The 15,980-nt window shown below is 67.1% G+C and carries 15 protein-coding genes; 10 read left to right on the top strand and 5 right to left on the bottom strand.

All coding sequences use genetic code 11. The features are described from left to right. Positions 1 to 4 precede the first annotated feature (4 nt). Positions 5 to 832 carry a TerC family protein gene (locus SH203_RS12295; RefSeq protein ID WP_087121227.1) on the bottom strand — a complete coding sequence of 276 codons (828 nt, stop codon included), beginning with the start codon at positions 830 to 832 and terminating at the stop codon, positions 5 to 7. Between the two features lie 1,063 nt (positions 833 to 1,895). On the opposite strand from SH203_RS12295, the gene SH203_RS12290 reads away from it, so the two are divergent. The 7 genes from SH203_RS12290 (at position 1,896) to SH203_RS12260 (ending at position 8,893) form a co-directional block, all read left to right on the top strand. Then, complete coding sequence (locus SH203_RS12290; RefSeq protein ID WP_087121226.1) at positions 1,896 to 2,450, top strand: F0F1 ATP synthase subunit delta; 555 nt, start codon at positions 1,896 to 1,898, stop codon at positions 2,448 to 2,450. 72 nt (positions 2,451 to 2,522) lie between these two features. Further along, positions 2,523 to 4,055, top strand: a complete 1,533-nt coding sequence (atpA, locus tag SH203_RS12285) for a F0F1 ATP synthase subunit alpha (protein ID WP_087121225.1) — start codon at positions 2,523 to 2,525, stop codon at positions 4,053 to 4,055. 32 nt (positions 4,056 to 4,087) lie between these two features. Continuing rightward, entirely contained in the window at positions 4,088 to 4,966 is an 879-nt protein-coding gene (locus tag SH203_RS12280) for a F0F1 ATP synthase subunit gamma (RefSeq protein WP_087121224.1), read from the top strand. Positions 4,967 to 5,003: 37 nt separating this feature from the next. Continuing rightward, entirely contained in the window at positions 5,004 to 6,533 is a 1,530-nt protein-coding gene (atpD, locus tag SH203_RS12275) for a F0F1 ATP synthase subunit beta (RefSeq protein ID WP_087121223.1), read from the top strand. A gap of 2 nt (positions 6,534 to 6,535) precedes the next feature. Next, complete coding sequence (locus SH203_RS12270; protein WP_087121222.1) at positions 6,536 to 6,805, top strand: ATP synthase F1 subunit epsilon; 270 nt, start codon at positions 6,536 to 6,538, stop codon at positions 6,803 to 6,805. Between the two features lie 84 nt (positions 6,806 to 6,889). Next, entirely contained in the window at positions 6,890 to 7,714 is an 825-nt protein-coding gene (locus tag SH203_RS12265) for a hypothetical protein (protein WP_143275727.1), read from the top strand. Positions 7,715 to 7,759: 45 nt separating this feature from the next. Further along, entirely contained in the window at positions 7,760 to 8,893 is a 1,134-nt protein-coding gene (locus SH203_RS12260) for a serine hydrolase domain-containing protein (protein WP_087121220.1), read from the top strand. Here SH203_RS12260 and rarD read toward each other — a convergent pair. Continuing rightward, positions 8,890 to 9,813 carry an EamA family transporter RarD gene (gene rarD / locus SH203_RS12255; protein WP_087121219.1) on the bottom strand — a complete coding sequence of 308 codons (924 nt, stop codon included), beginning with the start codon at positions 9,811 to 9,813 and terminating at the stop codon, positions 8,890 to 8,892. The two genes, SH203_RS12260 and rarD, sit on opposite strands and share 4 nt — an antisense overlap. A gap of 207 nt (positions 9,814 to 10,020) precedes the next feature. Beyond that, positions 10,021 to 11,067 carry an aspartate-semialdehyde dehydrogenase gene (locus SH203_RS12250; RefSeq protein WP_087121218.1) on the bottom strand — a complete coding sequence of 349 codons (1,047 nt, stop codon included), beginning with the start codon at positions 11,065 to 11,067 and terminating at the stop codon, positions 10,021 to 10,023. A gap of 148 nt (positions 11,068 to 11,215) precedes the next feature. On the opposite strand from SH203_RS12250, the gene zapE reads away from it, so the two are divergent. After that, a complete protein-coding gene (zapE, locus tag SH203_RS12245; RefSeq protein ID WP_087121217.1) occupies positions 11,216 to 12,307 on the top strand; it encodes a cell division protein ZapE in 1,092 nt (363 codons plus the stop codon). A gap of 280 nt (positions 12,308 to 12,587) precedes the next feature. Here the strand turns inward: zapE and mdh are convergent, their stop codons facing one another. After that, a complete protein-coding gene (mdh, locus tag SH203_RS12240; protein ID WP_087121216.1) occupies positions 12,588 to 13,550 on the bottom strand; it encodes a malate dehydrogenase in 963 nt (320 codons plus the stop codon). A gap of 139 nt (positions 13,551 to 13,689) precedes the next feature. Between mdh and SH203_RS12235 the strand changes: the two genes are divergently transcribed. Next, positions 13,690 to 14,586: an SIMPL domain-containing protein gene (locus tag SH203_RS12235; RefSeq protein WP_087121215.1), complete on the top strand. Its 897-nt coding sequence runs from the start codon at positions 13,690 to 13,692 to the stop codon at positions 14,584 to 14,586. Between the two features lie 2 nt (positions 14,587 to 14,588). After that, complete coding sequence (locus tag SH203_RS12230) at positions 14,589 to 14,987, top strand: HIT domain-containing protein (protein WP_087121214.1); 399 nt, start codon at positions 14,589 to 14,591, stop codon at positions 14,985 to 14,987. Between the two features lie 141 nt (positions 14,988 to 15,128). On the opposite strand, the gene SH203_RS12225 is transcribed toward SH203_RS12230, so the two are convergent. Continuing rightward, entirely contained in the window at positions 15,129 to 15,965 is an 837-nt protein-coding gene (locus SH203_RS12225) for an aldo/keto reductase (protein WP_087121213.1), read from the bottom strand. Between the last annotated feature and the right edge of the window lie 15 nt (positions 15,966 to 15,980).

The raw sequence follows: 15,980 nt of genomic DNA, 5'->3' as shown, positions 1-15,980 counted from the left end.
AGGCTCAGCCTCGCTCGGCGGCGGCTTCGGCCTCGGCCTTTTGGGCGCGGGCCTCGGCGGCGTTCGCCTCGCTGCGGGCCAGTTCGGCCTTTTCCTTCTTGGACGCGGACCGACGACCCAGCATGTTCAACGCCTCCACCCCGGCCGAGAAGGCCATGGCCGCATAGATGTAACCCTTGGGCACATGATAGCCGAAGCCGTCGGCGATCAAGACCATGCCGATCATCAGGAGGAAGCCGAGCGCCAGCATCACCACGCTGGGGTTCTTGTTGATGAAGTTGGCCAGGGGGTCGGCGGCCAGCAGCATCACGGTCACGGCGACCAGGACGGCGACGACCATGATCGGCAGATGCTCGGTCATGCCCACGGCCGTCAGGATCGAATCGATCGAGAAGACGATGTCCAGAAGGATGATCTGGAAGATGGCGGCGCCGGCGTTGTTGATCATGACCTCCTTCTTGTCGAGGACGTCGGGCGTCGGCGTGGGGTCCACCGTGTGGTGGATTTCCTTGGTGGCCTTCCAGACCAGGAACAGGCCGCCCGCGATCAGGATCAGATCCTTCCACGAGAAGGCGTTGCCCATGACGGTGAAGACCGGCTGAACCAGGCCGACCAGCCAGGCGATGATCGACAGCAGGGCCAGCCGCATGACCAGGGCCAGGCCGATGCCGATGCGCCGCACCTTGGACCGCTGATGCTCGGGCAGTTTGTTCGACAGGATGGAGATGAAGATCAGGTTGTCGATCCCCAGCACCACCTCCATGACGATGAGTGTCACCAATGCGGCCCAGGCGGCCGGATCGGAGAGAAGGGGGAGTATGCTGTCGAGCATCGGGGGTCCTGAAGGAGCGAAAAGCTTGAGCGGAAATCGCTAGGGCCGCCGCCGGTTCCGATCAAGCGGCCGGGTGCGGCGTCATGGTCGCACCCCCTTCGGGCCGACGACGGGCGGCGGACGTGCGTGATCGTCTTCGCGCTTTCGCAGCGAAGTTGGAGGGCGGGCGGAGCGCCGGGCCTTCGCCCGGAGTGTGAGTTTGTAAGTACCGTTTCGACGAAGGTGTTGACGCTCCGCGCGGAAGGTTGGCCTGCAAGCTCGGGGCGTCGAGCGGTGGCGGTCTTATCGCCTAACCCCATAAGCCTGCGACGGGTCGGTGGTCCCTGCGAGGACCGTCCCGAGTGCGGCCGAGTATCCCCCTCGACCCTCCGACGGCGCTCCATGAGTCGTCGCCGGCGCGGGCCGTTGCAGACCCGCTCCCGTTCCCTCCGCTCCCGCCGCCGCAAGGTCGCAGGCCAGGCGAGCCCTCCATGCGACGAGACGGGGCTAAAATACGCGCGTTTGGACGAGGGGATGGGAGATGAGGGAGATAATTCGCCAAGCGGCTGGATTCGTTGGAAATGCACCAGGCGCATCGTGAGGGCTGGGGCCGACCGACGACCTTCCTTTCGTCATTCTCCGGCGAGCGTAGCGAGACCGGGGAACCCAGCGGCGCGCGGTCGCGCGAACCTGTCGCGGAGTGGCTGGCGACCGTGCGGCGGAGACATCGCCTTCGGCGCCGCTGGGTTCCCCGGTCTGCGCCGCGAAGGGCGGCTTGCCGGAGAATGACGAAAGGAAGGGTGGCGCCAGTGGGGCGTCAAGAGCCCTCCACCGCTTCGCGGTCGCCCTCCCCACACGTGGAGAGGAGACGGTCTGGCGTTCGGGAGCGCGCCCTGCGGCATCGGTGCGCCTTCACGGAATGTTGCGACTGACGAAACCCCGTGCTATCAGGCGCCCGGCTTGAGGGGGGCGTGTTCACGGATGCGGCCTCTGTCGTGCTTTCCCTAAGCATTTCAAGCTTTTGACCGTTGTGAGCTTTCGCAGTCGGTCGCGACCCTGACACAACGACCTCGGACCCTAATCAGTGGCTGATGATTTCAGAACGACGGAAGTCGGTGATCGCTATGCACAGGCGCTGTTTGACCTGGCGCTGGAAACCGGCCGTCTGGACGCCGTTCGCGCCGACGTCGTCTCGCTGAAGACCGTCTGGATCGAGAGCGCCGACCTGCGCCGCCTGGCGACCTCGCCGATTATTTCCACCGACGATCAGGTCAAGGGCCTGGTCGCCGTCGCCACCCAGGCCAGGTTCGAGAAGAACACCGTCAACTTCCTGGGTCTGCTGGCCCAGAACGGCCGCGCCAGGGACCTGGGCGCCGTGATCGCCGGTTTCGAACGCCTGTACGCCAAACACGCCGGGATCGTCGCCGCCGAGGTGGTGTCGGCCCAGCCGCTGGACGCCAGACAGCTGGCCGCGATCAAGACCGCCCTGAACGCCAGCCTGGGCAAGGCGCCGGAGCTGACCACGCGGGTCGATCCGTCGATCCTGGGCGGCCTGAAGGTCAAGGTGGGGTCGAAACTGTTCGACGCCTCGCTGAAGACCAAGCTCGACCAGATGAAATTCGCCCTCAAGCGCGCCTGAGCGTTCTGAGCCCCAAAGACTGCAGCGGGTCCGAACGGCTCGCCCCGAAGAAGACCTAGACAGAGAGATCCCATGGACATCCGCGCCGCTGAAATCTCGGCCATCCTCAAGTCGCAGATCGCCAACTTCGGCGTCGAAGCCGACGTTTCCGACGTCGGCAGCGTGCTGTCGGTCGGCGACGGCATCGCCCGCATCCACGGTCTGGACAATGTCCAGGCCGGTGAAATGGTCGAGTTCACCAAGGCCGGCGTGAAGGGCATGGCTCTGAACCTGGAACGCGACAACGTGGGCGCCGTGATCTTCGGCGCCGACGCCGCCATCGCCGAGGGCGACGACGTGCGCCGCCTGGGCGAGATCGTGGACGTGCCGGTCGGCAAGGGTCTGCTGGGCCGCGTCGTCAACCCGCTGGGCGAGCCGATCGACGGCAAGGGCCCGATCCAGTTCACCGAGCGCCGCCGCGTCGACGTCAAGGCGCCGGGCATCATCCCGCGCAAGTCGGTTCACGAGCCGATGCAGACCGGCCTGAAGGCCATCGACACCCTGATCCCCGTCGGCCGCGGCCAGCGCGAGCTGATCATCGGCGACCGTCAGGTCGGCAAGACCGCCGTCGCCGTCGACACCATCCTGAACCAGAAGAACGTCAACAAGACCGACAACGAGAGCGCCAAGCTCTACTGCATCTACGTCGCCGTCGGTCAGAAGCGTTCGACCGTGGCCCAGATCGTCAAGACCCTCGAAGAGTCGGGCGCGCTGGAATACACCATCGTCGTCGCCGCCACGGCGTCGGAGCCGGCCCCGCTGCAGTTCCTGGCCCCGTTCGCCGGCACCGCCATGGGCGAGTTCTTCCGCGACAACGGCATGCACGCCCTGATCGTCTATGACGACCTGTCGAAGCAAGCTGTGGCCTATCGCCAGATGTCCCTGCTGCTGCGCCGTCCGCCCGGCCGTGAAGCCTATCCGGGCGACGTCTTCTATCTGCACAGCCGCCTGCTGGAGCGTTCGGCCAAGCTGAACGAGGACTATGGTTCGGGCTCCATGACCGCCCTGCCGATCATCGAAACCCAGGCCAACGACGTCTCGGCCTATATTCCGACGAACGTGATCTCGATCACCGACGGCCAGATCTTCCTGGAATCGGACCTGTTCTATCAGGGCATCCGTCCGGCCGTGAACGTCGGCATCTCGGTGTCGCGCGTCGGCTCCTCGGCCCAGACCAAGGCGATGAAGAAGGTCGCCGGCACCATCAAGGGCGAGCTGGCCCAGTATCGCGAGATGGCCGCCTTCGCCAAGTTCGGCTCGGACCTGGACGCCTCGACCCAGAAGCTGCTGGCCCGCGGCGCCCGTCTGACGGAACTGCTGAAGCAGCCGCAGTATTCGCCGCTGGCGATGGAAGAGCAGGTCGTCTCGGTTTACGCCGGCACGCGCGGCTATATCGACGGCATCGCCGTGGGCGACGTCGGCCGCTTCGAAAAGGAGCTGCTGGCCCGCATCCACGCCAACCACGCCGGCCTGCTGGAAGGCATCCGCGCCAAGAAGGACCTGACGCCCGAGCTGGAAGCCGAGCTGAAGGACATCCTGGCCGCCTTCGTGAAGACCTTCGCCTGAACCCGCCGGATAAGCTGAGAGAGTAGCGCCGGATGGCCAGCCTCAAGGAAATGCGCAATCGGATCGGAAGCGTGAAAGCCACGCAGAAGATCACGAAAGCCATGCAGATGGTCGCCGCGGCCAAGCTGAAGCGCGCCCAGGATCAGGCCGAAAGCGCCCGGCCCTATGCGCAGAAGATGGCCTCGGTCATCGCCAACCTGGCCGCCGGCGTGTCCGGCGCCGACGCGCCGCGCCTTCTGGCCGGAACGGGCGGCGACCAGCGCCACCTGATCGTGGTGGCCACGGCGGACAAGGGTCTGGCGGGCGGTTTCTCGACCAACGTCATCCGCGCCGCGCGCGAGCGGATCAACAGCCTGGTCGCCAACGGCAAAGACGTGAAGATCATCGCCGTCGGCAAGAAGTCGCGGGACCAGCTGTCGCGTCTGTACGGCGACAAGGTGGTCCACACCTTCGAACTGTCGGAACACAAGACCATCGGTCTGCCCTCGGCCCAGCCGGTCGCCGAAATGATCGCCACGGCGTTCGAGGACGGCCAGGCCGACGTCGTCACCCTGTTCTACAGCCAGTTCAAGTCGGTGATCCAGCAGGTGCCGACCGGCAAACAGCTGATCCCGGCCGTGGTCGAGGGGGACGCCAGGCCGATCGACCTGAACGGCGCGGTCTATGAATACGAGCCCTCGGAAGAGGACATCCTGGAAACCCTGCTGCCGCGCAACCTGACGACCCAGATCCTGGCCGCGCTGTACGAGAACCAGGCAGGCTTCTTCGGGTCGCAGATGGCGGCGATGGACAACGCCACGCGCAACGCCGGCGACCTCATCAACGCCCTGACGCTGCAATACAACCGCAAGCGCCAGGCCCAGATCACCACCGAGCTGATCGAGATCATCGCCGGCGCCGAAGCCCTCTGATCCCGACCGCACAGACATTCCGACACGGACCCCAGCCATGACCGACACCGTCGCCCCCAAAAAAACCGCCGCCCGCAAGCCGGCCGCCAAGAAGGCCGCCGCCGCGCCCGTCAACGCCGCCGCCGGCGGCCGCATCGCCCAGGTCATCGGCGCCGTCGTGGACGTCGAGTTCGACGGCCATCTGCCGGCGATCCTGAACGCCCTGCACACCCAGAACATCGACCAGAAGACGGGCGAGCCCTTCACCCTGGTTCTGGAAGTCGCCCAGCACCTCGGCGAGAACATGGTCCGCACCATCTCGATGGATACGACCGAGGGTCTGACGCGCGGCCAGGCCGTGACCGACACCGGAACTTCGATCCAGACCCCGGTCGGACCGGGCGTCCTGGGCCGCATCATGAACGTCGTCGGCCAGCCGATCGACGAAGCCGGCCCGATCCGCACCACCGAATACCGCCCGATCCACCGCGAGGCCCCCTCGTTCGAGGAACAGACCACCTCGTCGGAAATCCTGGTCACGGGCATCAAGGTGATCGACCTGATCTGCCCCTACACCAAGGGCGGCAAGATCGGCCTGTTCGGCGGCGCCGGCGTGGGCAAGACCGTGACCATGCAGGAACTGATCAACAACATCGCCAAGGCTTACGGCGGTTATTCGGTTCTGGCCGGCGTGGGCGAGCGCACCCGCGAAGGCAACGACCTTTATCACGAGATGATCGAGTCCAACGTGAACGTGGACCCGACCAAGAACGACGGCTCGACCGAAGGCTCCAAGTGCGCCCTGGTCTATGGCCAGATGAACGAACCGCCCGGCGCCCGCGCCCGCGTCGCCCTGACCGGCCTGGCCCAGGCCGAGTATTTCCGCGACGAGGAAGGCAAGGACGTCCTGCTGTTCGTCGACAACATCTTCCGCTTCACGCAAGCGGGTTCGGAAGTGTCGGCGCTGTTGGGCCGCATCCCTTCGGCCGTGGGCTATCAGCCGACGCTGGCCACCGAGATGGGCAACCTGCAAGAGCGCATCACCTCGACCAAGAAGGGCTCGATCACCTCGGTCCAGGCCATCTACGTCCCCGCCGACGACCCCACCGACCCGGCGCCCGCCGCCTCCTTCGCCCACCTGGACGCGACGACCATGCTGTCGCGTGACATCGCCGCCCAGGCCATCTTCCCCGCCGTCGATCCGCTGGACTCGACCTCGCGGATCATGGACCCGCTGGTCATCGGCGAGGAACACTATCAGGTCGCCCGTTCGGTCCAGGAAGTGCTGCAGCAGTACAAGGGCCTGAAGGACATCATCGCCATCCTGGGCATGGACGAGCTGTCGGAAGAGGACAAGCTGGTCGTGTCGCGCGCCCGCAAGATCCAGCGCTTCCTGTCGCAGCCCTTCTTCGTGGCCGAACAGTTCACCAACTCGCCCGGCAAGTTCGTCGAGCTGGCCGACACGATCCGCTCGTTCAAGGGCATCGTCGCCGGTGAATACGACCACCTGCCGGAAGCCGCCTTCTACATGGTCGGCGCCATCGAAGAGGCCGTCGCCAAGGCCGAGAAGATGGCGGCGGAAGCCTGATCATGGCCGGCAAGCTGAACTTCTCCCTCGTCTCGCCGGAACGCGAGGTCTTTTCGGGCCTCGTGGACCAGGTGGACGCGCCGGGCGTCGAGGGCGACTTCGGCGTGCTGCCGGACCATGCGCCCTTTATGACCGCCCTGCGCGAAGGTCTGGTCACGGTCTATAACGGCGGGGCCAAGATCCAGTACGACGTCCACGGCGGCTTCGCCGACGTCAACGGCGAGGGTCTGACCATCCTGGCCGAACAGGCGACCGAGGTCGTCGCGGGCTGATTGCCGAACGCGCATATTTCAGTTGACGGAAACGGCCCCGGCGTGATCGCGTCGGGGCCGTTTTCAATTCTCGTCCAGGCGATCATGAAGCGCATCCTGACCCTGTTTGCGGCCGCGGCGCTGGTCGGTGGGATGTCCGGTTGCGCGGCCCTGGTCGAGCCCAATCTGGACGCCAACGGCTGTCGCCCGGCCATGGCGATCTATCAGCCGCCGGTGCGTCTGGGCGGCGCGGGTCAGGTGATCAATATTCCCGCCTCGTGCCCGTCGAGCGCGGCGTCCGAGGCGCGGATCGCGCGGGCCAGGGCCGAAGCGGAGCGGGTCGTGGCGCAGATGACCGCGGCGCAGGCGTCGGCGAGCGCGCCCGCCCCGACCCAAGCCCCGTCGCGTCCCGCGCCGCCCGCGCACGTGGAGCCGGTCGCCGCCATACTGAACGGGGTCGACAGGTTCTGCGGCTGGTTCCTGGGCGGCCAGCCCTATTCGCTGGAGGGGCTGCGTCAGGCCGCCTTCGACGCCGGCTATGGTCGCGGGGCGCCGGTGCAGATGATCCCGCTGAAGGAAATGCGAGAGGCGGCGTCCTACAGCACGATGGGCTTCACCGCCGTGATCGCCGATCCGCCCAGCAACGGGCACGGCATGGCCGCCTTCGTGACCTTCCACGACCCCGCCTGTCAGGTGCTGGTCTATGGCTATGCGGATGCGGCGCAGACGGCGCTGGCGCGGCTGGAGAGCGAGGGGTGGCGCAAGGACGGCGGGCCCATCACCCTGCCGGAGATGACGGCGCAACGCTATCGCGGGCACGGCATGACCTTGACGGCGCACCGCCCCAGTGGGCCGGCGGAAGGGGCGCGGCTGGAGTTGATCCTGAACCTGACGCCCGGCGAAACCTCCACGCGCGGACTGCTGGATTAGGCGCGGTCTGCTGACAGATCGACGGCGGGCGGCTAAGACCGACGCATGACCGATCTGATCGATATTCACGGCGTCTGCGCGCCCGGTTTCGAGCCCGTGCGCGAGGCGTTCGCCGCCAACTTCACCGAGGCGCCCGAGGGGCTGAACGAACAGGCGGCGCGGTTCAGCGTGGTGATCGAGGGTCAGGCGGTCGTCGATCTGTGGGCCGGTCATGCGGACACGGCGAAGACGACGCCCTTCACCGATACGACCCTGACCTCGGTGTTTTCGACCGGCAAGGCGGTGATGGCGATCCTGATGGCCACGGCGGTCGAGGCGGGACAGATCGACTATGATCAGACGGTCGCCTCGCTGTGGCCCGCGTTCGGCGCGGCAGGCAAACAGGATGTGACGGTGGCCCAGCTGATGAGCCACCAGTCGGGCCTGCCAGGATTTTCCGAGGCGGTGGAGCCGTCGATCTGGTTCGACGTGCCCGCCGTGCTGGAGCGGCTGGCGGCCCAGGCGCCGATGTGGGCGCCGGGAACGGCGTCCGGCTATCACCCGATCACGGTCGGCTATCTGGCCAATGAGGTCTATCGCCGGGCGACCGGGCGGACCATGGGGCAGGCGCTGCGCGAGGATTTCGCCGATCTGGACCTGTGGATCGGCCTGCCTGAGGGCGAACATGGGCGCGTGGCGCAGATGAGGAAACCGACGGCGGCGCCCAGCCTTGGGACCATCGATCCGATCAAACAAGCGGCCTTCCTGGACCGGGGGTCGGCGCCGGGCGGACGCGGCTCGGCCGAATGGCGCAGGATGGAGATTCCCTCGGCCAATCTGCACGGCACGGCGCTGGGGCTGGCGCGGATGCTGGGGGTGGTCGCCAGCGGCGGCGCGCTCGACGGGCGGTCGGTGCTGTCGGCGGGGACGCTGGAGCAGTTGACGCGCGAACGAATCCACGGGCCGGACAAGGTGCTGCCCTATGCGATCAGCTGGGCGGCGGGCCTGATGCGGAACGACGGTCTGGGGGTGTTCGGGCCGGACGAGGCCTTCGGCCACTATGGCTGGGGCGGGTCGATGGCCATGGCCGATCCGTCGCGCCGACTGTCGGCCGCCTATGTGATGACGCGCCAGTCGCCGCACCTGATCGGCGACCGGCGTCCCCGGCGCCTGCTGGAGGCGCTGTACGCGGCGCTCTAGACCGTCTCGGCGATGCGGATCGCCTGGCGGGCCGCACGGCTGCGGCGGAAGGCGGCGACGGCGAAGACGGCGGCCCCGACCCAGATGAAGACGAAGGACAGCCCCCTGAGCGGCGTCAGATGCTCGCCCGCCCACAGGCCGCAGGCGAACTGAAGCGTCGGGGCCAGGAACTGCAGGAAGCCGACCGTCGACAGGGGCAGGCGGCGCGTGGACCAGGCGAACAGGGCCAGGGGAATGACCGTCGCCGGGCCGTTGAACAGGGCCCAGGCCAGACCCGAGGGTGAGGAGAAGCCGACCGCCTGTCCCTGCGCGGCCAGCCAGATCAGGAAGACGGCGCCGATCGGCAGCAGCACCAGACATTCGACCATCAGCCCCGTCTGGGCCGAGGCGGGCACGCGCTTTCTGATCACCGCATAGGAACAGAAGGTCAGGGCCAGGAGCAGGCCGATGATCGGCACATGGCCGAGCGCCACGGTCTGGATGACCACGCCGACGGCGGCGAGCGCGATGGCGACGGCGCTCCAGCGGTCGATCTTCTCGCGGAACAGCACGGCCCCCGCCGCCATGTTCAGCAGCGGGTTGATGTAATAGCCCAGGCTGGCCTCTAGCGTCGCATGGTGGGTGGTGGCGAAGACATAGAGGCTCCAGTTGGCGCCGATCAGCAGGGCCGACAGGATCAGCCAGCCGAAGATGCGCGGCGAGGCCAGGACGCGCCTGGCCTCGGTCCACTGACCGGCCAGCAGCACCACGGGCACGGCGACGAACAGGGACCAGACGGCCCGATGCGCCAGGATTTCGGGCGCGGCGAAACCGTGCGCCGCCATGGCCATGAACAGCAGGGGCAGGACGCCCCACAGGGTGTAGCAGGCGACGGCCGTGCCGACGGCGCGCGGATCGGCGGGGGTGGTTGTGGCGCTCATGGCGCGTATCCCTTGTTGTCGTCTTCTTTCGTCATCCTCCGGCGAGCGGAGCGAGACCGGGGGACCCAGCGGCGCCGAAGGCGAAATCTCTTCGGCGCAGGATGTTCGAACGGCGTACCCGCGACAGGTTCGCGCTCTCGCGCGCCGCTGGGTCCCCCGGTCAGCGCCGCGCAGGCGCGGCTTGCCGGAGGATGACGACAGGAAAAGTCAGACCGTGATCGAACGATAGCCGGACGAAGACTTGATGACGCCGGTTTCGTCCAGCAGCTGGGCGATCTGGACGGCGTTCAGGGCGGCGCCCTTGCGCAGGTTGTCGGACACGACCCACAGGTTCAGGCCGTTCTCGACGGTCGGGTCCTTGCGGATGCGCGACACATAGACGGCGTGTTCGCTCGCCGCGTCGACGGGGGTGATGTAGCCGTCGTGTTCCTGCTTATCGATGACCAGGACGCCCGGCGCCTCGCGCAGGATGGCGCGGGCCTCGTCGGGTTCGATGGGACGGTCGAACTGGACGTTCACGGCCTCGGAGTGACCGACGAAGACCGGCACGCGGACGCAGGTGACAGTGACCTGGATGTTCGGGTCCAGCATCTTGTGCGTCTCGTCCGACATCTTCTGCTCCTCGTCGGTCGAGCCGTCCTCCAGGAAGGAACCGATGTAGGGGATGACGTTGAAGGCGATCTGTTTGGGGAACTTCTTGGGCGTGGCGTCGCCCAGGCCGTAGATGGCCTTGGTCTGGTTCCACAGCTCGTCCATGCCTTCCTTGCCGGCGCCGGACACCGACTGATAGGTCGAGACGACAACCCGCTTGATCTTCGCCGCGTCATGCAGGGGCTTCAGCGCCGTGACCAGCTGGATGGTCGAGCAGTTGGGGTTGGCGATGATATTCTTCTTGGTCGCATCCTTGATGGCGTCGGGGTTCACCTCGGGCACGATAAGCGGCACGTCGGCGTCCTTGCGGAAGGCCGAGGAGTTGTCGATGACGATGGGGCCGGCCTTGCCGATCTTCTCGGACCATTCCCTGGATACGGCGCCGCCGGCGGACATCAGGACGATGTTGACCTTCGAGAAGTCGAACTGTTCGATGTCCTGGCATTTGACGGTCTTGTCGCCGAAGGAGACCTCGACGCCCTTGGACTTGCGCGAGGCGATGGCGTGGATTTCATCGACAGGGAATTCCAGCTCCTCCAGGATGTTCAGCATTTCGCGGCCCACATTGCCCGTGGCTCCGACGATGGCGACGCGATAACCCATGATGCTTGGTCCTTCGGACGCGCCGGCGCTTGGCCAGAGGGGCCGAGCGGCTTGAGCGCTTTTGGTGTGGTGGTCGGGGACTGCAATTAGGCTTTCGCAGGCGCGAAGCAATCGCTTTTCGGCGAATGGGGCGTTAAGCGATCCTCTCATGACCTCCCGTATCCGCAACGCCTACGACATCCGCGTGGAAGAGGGGGTGCTGACGCCCGATCCGGCCCAGCAGCAGGTGATCGCCGCCTTGGAGCGGCTGGAGACCGATCTGGCGAAAAAGGGACTGTTCGGTCGCGCGCCAGAGGTGCGGGGCGTCTATCTCTACGGCCCGCCGGGACGCGGCAAGTCGATGCTGATGGACCTGTTCTATTCGGCGACGCCCGAGCCGCGAAAGACCCGCGCCCACTTCCACGCCTTCATGGCCCGCATCCACGACCTGGTGAAACAGTGGCGCGAGGGGGATGCGAAGACACGAAAGGCCGTGTTCGGAACCCATAAGGGCGACGACCCCATTCCGCCGATCGCGAAGCTGATCGCCTCGGAAGCGCGGCTGCTGTGTTTCGACGAGTTGCAGGTGACGGACATCGCCGACGCCATGATCCTGGGGCGGCTGTTCGAGGCCCTGTTCGAGGATCGGGTGGTGCTGGCCATCACCTCGAACCGCGCGCCGGAAGACCTGTACAAGAACGGCATCAACCGCCAGCTCTTCCTGCCCTTCATCGACATCATCCGCGACCGCTGCGCGGTGGTGGAGACGGCGGGCGCGCGCGACTGGCGGCTGGACCGGATGACCTCGGCCCAGGTGTGGCACACGCCCGACGACCGGGTGGCGTTCGAGGACCTGTGGCGCGAGCTGAAGGGCGGAGAGCCGGAAGAACCCGCGCATCTGACCGTGCTGGGCCGCGACGTGGTGGTCGAGCGCACGGTCGGATCGATGGCGCGGGCGACCTTCGCCGAACTGTGCGCCCGGCCGCTGGGGCCGCAGGACTATCTGGCCATCGCCCAGCGGTTCCACACCCTGTTCCTGGAGGATGTGCCGATCCTGAGCTCGGCCAACCACCACGAGGCGCGGCGTCTGGTGACGCTGGTGGACGCGCTTTACGAGGCCAAGACCAAGCTGATCGTGCTGGCGGCGGCCAAGCCCGAGGCCCTCTATACCGAAGGGGTGGGCGCCTTCGAGTTCGAACGCACCGTGTCGCGCTTCAACGAGATGCAGAGCAAGGACTGGCTGGCGCACGTGCGCGACTGACGGTTAGAGTGGGCCAAGCGCGCTCGGCGGACGCACGCGCGACATCGCCGAATAAAGCTCGTCATCCTAGGCCTTGTGCCTAGGATCCATACGCCCGGTGTTTCATGCCGGAATTCGCAAATCGAACGACCGTGTTTATTGATCCTAGGCACAAGGCCTAGGATGACGAGAAAAGGTATGGAAAAAGGCCTGCGGATCGCTCCGCAGGCCTTTTCCGTATCCAGAAAGCGCTCAATCAGCGCGGCTCCGCGAGCCGCGCGATAGCGCCCTTCGCTGGCGATCAAGCCAGCGAGGAATCGATGTCCTTGCAGGCCTGCAGCAGGCCTTGGACCGAGGCGACGGACTTTTCGAACATCGCCTTTTCCTCGTCGTTGGTGGTGAACTCGACCACCTTCTCGACGCCGTTCGCGCCGATCAGGGCCGGGACGCCGACGTAGAGGTCCGACAGGCCGTATTCGCCCGACAGCCAGACGGCGCAGGGCAGGACGCGCTTCTGGTCCAGCAGATAGGACTTGGCCATGGCGATGGCGGATTCGGCCGGGGCGTAGAAGGCCGAGCCGGTCTTCAACAGGGCCACGATCTCGCCGCCGCCCTTGCGGGTGCGGTCCACGATGGCGTCCAGATCGGCCTGCGACAGGAAGCCGGCGGCGACGGCGTCGGGCAGCGGCAGGCCGCCGACGGTCGAGTGGCGCACCATCGGCACCATGTCGTCGCCGTGACCGCCCAGGGTCCAGGCGTGGATGTCCTGCACCGACACGCCGGTCTTCTCGGCCAGGAAGTAGGCGAAGCGGGCCGAGTCCAGCACGCCGGCCATGCCGACGACCTTCTCCTTGGGCAGGCCCGAGAACTTCTGCAGGGCCCAGACCATGGCGTCGAGCGGGTTGGTGATGCAGATGACGAAGGCGTTGGGGGCGTGGGCCTTGATGCCCTCGCCGACGGCCTTCATGACCTTCAGGTTGATGCCGATCAGGTCGTCGCGGCTCATGCCCGGCTTGCGCGGCACGCCGGCGGTGACGATGCAGACGTCGGCGCCAGCGATGTCGGCGTAGTCGTTGGCGCCCTTCAGGGCCACGTCCTGGCCGAAGACGGCCGAGGCCTCGGCGATGTCCAGGGCCTTGCCCTGGGGCGTGCCCTCGGCGATGTCGAACAGGATCACGTCGCCCAGGGCTTCGCGCGCGGCCACGTGGGCCAGGGTTCCGCCGATCATGCCGGCGCCGATAAGGGCGATCTTCGCGCGAGCCATGGATGTCTCCGTTTATTGCGTGTGCGAAATGGGGATTAATCGTGCGGGCGGTCTAGCCCCCTCGGGCGGCTGTCGCAAGAACCTCGCTTTACGGCCCGGGCCCGGCTTGCGAAGGTCGTGGCCCAACCGGAGGATTTCCATGCGCCGTTCGCTCGCTCTCGCCCTGCTGCTGGCCGCCGCCGCGACACCCGTTCTGGCCCAGACGCCGCCCGCGACCATCGGCGACCGCTATATTCCCGCCCCCTGGTGGATGCGCGATCCGGTCATCGCCTCGATCGGTCAGGTGCGGGTCGAGATCCAGGCCAACCGCGCCTTCGTCTCGGCCAGCTTCCAGTCGGTGGACCGCAGCGTGGCGGAAGCCTCGCGCGCCGCCGCCGATCAGGTGCGGGCGCTCAGCCAGTCGCTGTCGGCCTATGGCGCGAACAAGGTGCGGGTCGAGACCAGCGTCACCACCCGCCCCATCTATGACCAGTATCGCGACGCCGACGGGGTGATGCGCGACAATGTGCGGGCCGATCGGGTGGCGCGGTATCAGGCCGACGCCGCCGTCAATGTGACCGTGCGCGACGTGGCCCTGATCGAGCGGGTCTATGCGACCATCGTGGCCTCGCGCCCGACGGCGATCGGCCAGGTGAACTTCAACCTGGAGCCGGAGAACAGCTGGAAGGCCAATCTGCAGGCCGAGGCGATGAAGGATGCGCGCCGCCGGGCCGAGGCGGCGGCGACCAATGCGGGCGCGACCCTGGGCCGGGTCAAGATCATCGACCCGTCGGGCCGGGTCTGCCAGACCGACGTGCTGGCGGGCTGGCCGTCCTATGCCGCAGGCGGCGGGCAGGCGACCTCGCTGGACGAGGTGGTGGTGACGGGCGCGCGGGCCGAGGCGCGGATGGAATTCGCCGCGCCCCCGCCGCCGCCCGCACCGGCGACCGGGGGGGCGGGACCCAGCGAGGCGGACATCCAGGCGGCGCGGCTGGCCCTGCAACCGCCGTTGCAGACCCTGACCGACAGCGCCTGCGTCATCTACGGGCTGAACTGAGGATGGGGTTTTCCGTCGCCCCGGCCTTCGAGGCCGGATCGGTCGCGGCCGTCGAATGGCCCCTGTGCCATGTGCGGCTGCAGGACGACGCGCGGTTTCCGTGGGTGATCCTGATTCCGCGCGTCGAGGGGGCGGTCGAGCTGGAGGATCTGGGCGTCGGTCAGCGGGCGATGCTGATGGAGGAGACGGTGCGCGCCGGGGCGCTGGTCCGGCGGCTGGGGCCGGTGGAGAAGCTGAACGTCGGCGCCATCGGCAATGTCACGGCGCAACTGCATGTCCATGTGGTCGGCCGCCGCCGCGACGACGGCCTGTGGCCCGATCCGGTCTGGGGGCGGGGGGCGAGCGTTCCCTATGCGGAGGATGAGCGGGCGCGGTTGCTGGGCGTGATCGCGGGCGGCTGATCCTTCCTCTTTTCGTCATCCCAGGGCTTGTGCCTGGGATCCATACTCCCGGTTTTTGACGAGGACGCACTGTGCGGGAAGACCGGGCGTATGGGTCCTCGCCACAAGGGCGAGGATGACGGGTTAAAGGCGGTCTCTTCTTCAGATGATATCCAGCGGAACGGCCTGTTTCGGGGGCGGGAAGGCGCGGTCCAGCCGTTCCAGGTCTTCGAGGTCGAACTGGATGTCCAGGGCGTCGGCGTTGGCCTCGACGTGTTCGATGCGGCCGGCCTTGGGGATGGCGATGACGCCGTCGTGGCGCAGGACGGCGGCCAAGGCCACCTGGGCCGGGTCGGCGGAATGGCGGTTGGCGATGTCCAGGATCAGCGGATGCTCCAGAAGCCCGCCGCGCCCCAGCGGCGAATAGGCCATCATCGGCATGTCGCGCGCCTGCATCCACGGCAGCAGGTCGAACTCCACCCCGCGCGAGCCCAGGTTGTAGAGCAACTGGTTGACGGCGCAGTCCTCGGCCCCGTCGATCTGCATCAGCCGCTCCATCGCGTCGAGATCGAGGTTGGACACGCCCCAGCGGGCGATCATCCCCTCGTCCACCAGTTCGCGGAAAGCCGCCACCGTCTCCTCCAGCGGCACATGACCTTCCCAGTGCAGCAGATAGAGGTCCAGACGATCCACCTTGAGCCGCTCCAGCGAGCGTTCGCAGGCCAGCATCATCTTCATCTCCGAGGCGTTCTCGGGCCGCACCTTGGAGACGACGAAGACCTCGTCGTGGCGACCGGCGATCACCTCGCCCACCAGTCGTTCGGAGCGGCCGTCGCCATACAGTTCGGCCGTGTCGATCAGGGTCATCCCCAGGTCGATGCCGCGCGACAGGGCCTGCTGCTCCTCGTCGCGCCAGGCGGGGTCGTCGCCGATCTCCCAGGCGCCTTGGCCGAGAGCGGGAACGGTCGTACCGTCGGCGAATGTCACGAGGCGGGTCATGTCCGTCCTGAACGA

It is taken from the genome of Brevundimonas sp. SH203 (genome assembly GCF_002157625.1).
Lineage (GTDB): Bacteria > Pseudomonadota > Alphaproteobacteria > Caulobacterales > Caulobacteraceae > Brevundimonas.
Note: the sequence above shows the minus strand (reverse complement) of the source record. Positions and strands in the feature narration are given on the sequence as shown.

Bases quoted from the DNA above. Each gene is read 5' to 3' on its own strand.
- atpA (WP_087121225.1), top strand. From the start codon at position 2,523: ATGGACATCCGCGCCGCTGAAATCTCGGCCATCCTCAAGTCGCAGATC.
- zapE (WP_087121217.1), top strand. From the start codon at position 11,216: ATGACCTCCCGTATCCGCAACGCCTACGACATCCGCGTGGAAGAGGGG.
- SH203_RS12235 (WP_087121215.1), top strand. From the start codon at position 13,690: ATGCGCCGTTCGCTCGCTCTCGCCCTGCTGCTGGCCGCCGCCGCGACA.
- SH203_RS12225 (WP_087121213.1), bottom strand. From the start codon at position 15,965: ATGACCCGCCTCGTGACATTCGCCGACGGTACGACCGTTCCCGCTCTC.
- SH203_RS12280 (WP_087121224.1), top strand. From the start codon at position 4,088: ATGGCCAGCCTCAAGGAAATGCGCAATCGGATCGGAAGCGTGAAAGCC.
- SH203_RS12260 (WP_087121220.1), top strand. From the start codon at position 7,760: ATGACCGATCTGATCGATATTCACGGCGTCTGCGCGCCCGGTTTCGAG.
- SH203_RS12230 (WP_087121214.1), top strand. From the start codon at position 14,589: ATGGGGTTTTCCGTCGCCCCGGCCTTCGAGGCCGGATCGGTCGCGGCC.
- SH203_RS12295 (WP_087121227.1), bottom strand. From the start codon at position 832: ATGCTCGACAGCATACTCCCCCTTCTCTCCGATCCGGCCGCCTGGGCC.
- SH203_RS12265 (WP_143275727.1), top strand. From the start codon at position 6,890: ATGAAGCGCATCCTGACCCTGTTTGCGGCCGCGGCGCTGGTCGGTGGG.
- mdh (WP_087121216.1), bottom strand. From the start codon at position 13,550: ATGGCTCGCGCGAAGATCGCCCTTATCGGCGCCGGCATGATCGGCGGA.
- atpD (WP_087121223.1), top strand. From the start codon at position 5,004: ATGACCGACACCGTCGCCCCCAAAAAAACCGCCGCCCGCAAGCCGGCC.
- rarD (WP_087121219.1), bottom strand. From the start codon at position 9,813: ATGAGCGCCACAACCACCCCCGCCGATCCGCGCGCCGTCGGCACGGCC.
- SH203_RS12250 (WP_087121218.1), bottom strand. From the start codon at position 11,067: ATGGGTTATCGCGTCGCCATCGTCGGAGCCACGGGCAATGTGGGCCGC.
- SH203_RS12270 (WP_087121222.1), top strand. From the start codon at position 6,536: ATGGCCGGCAAGCTGAACTTCTCCCTCGTCTCGCCGGAACGCGAGGTC.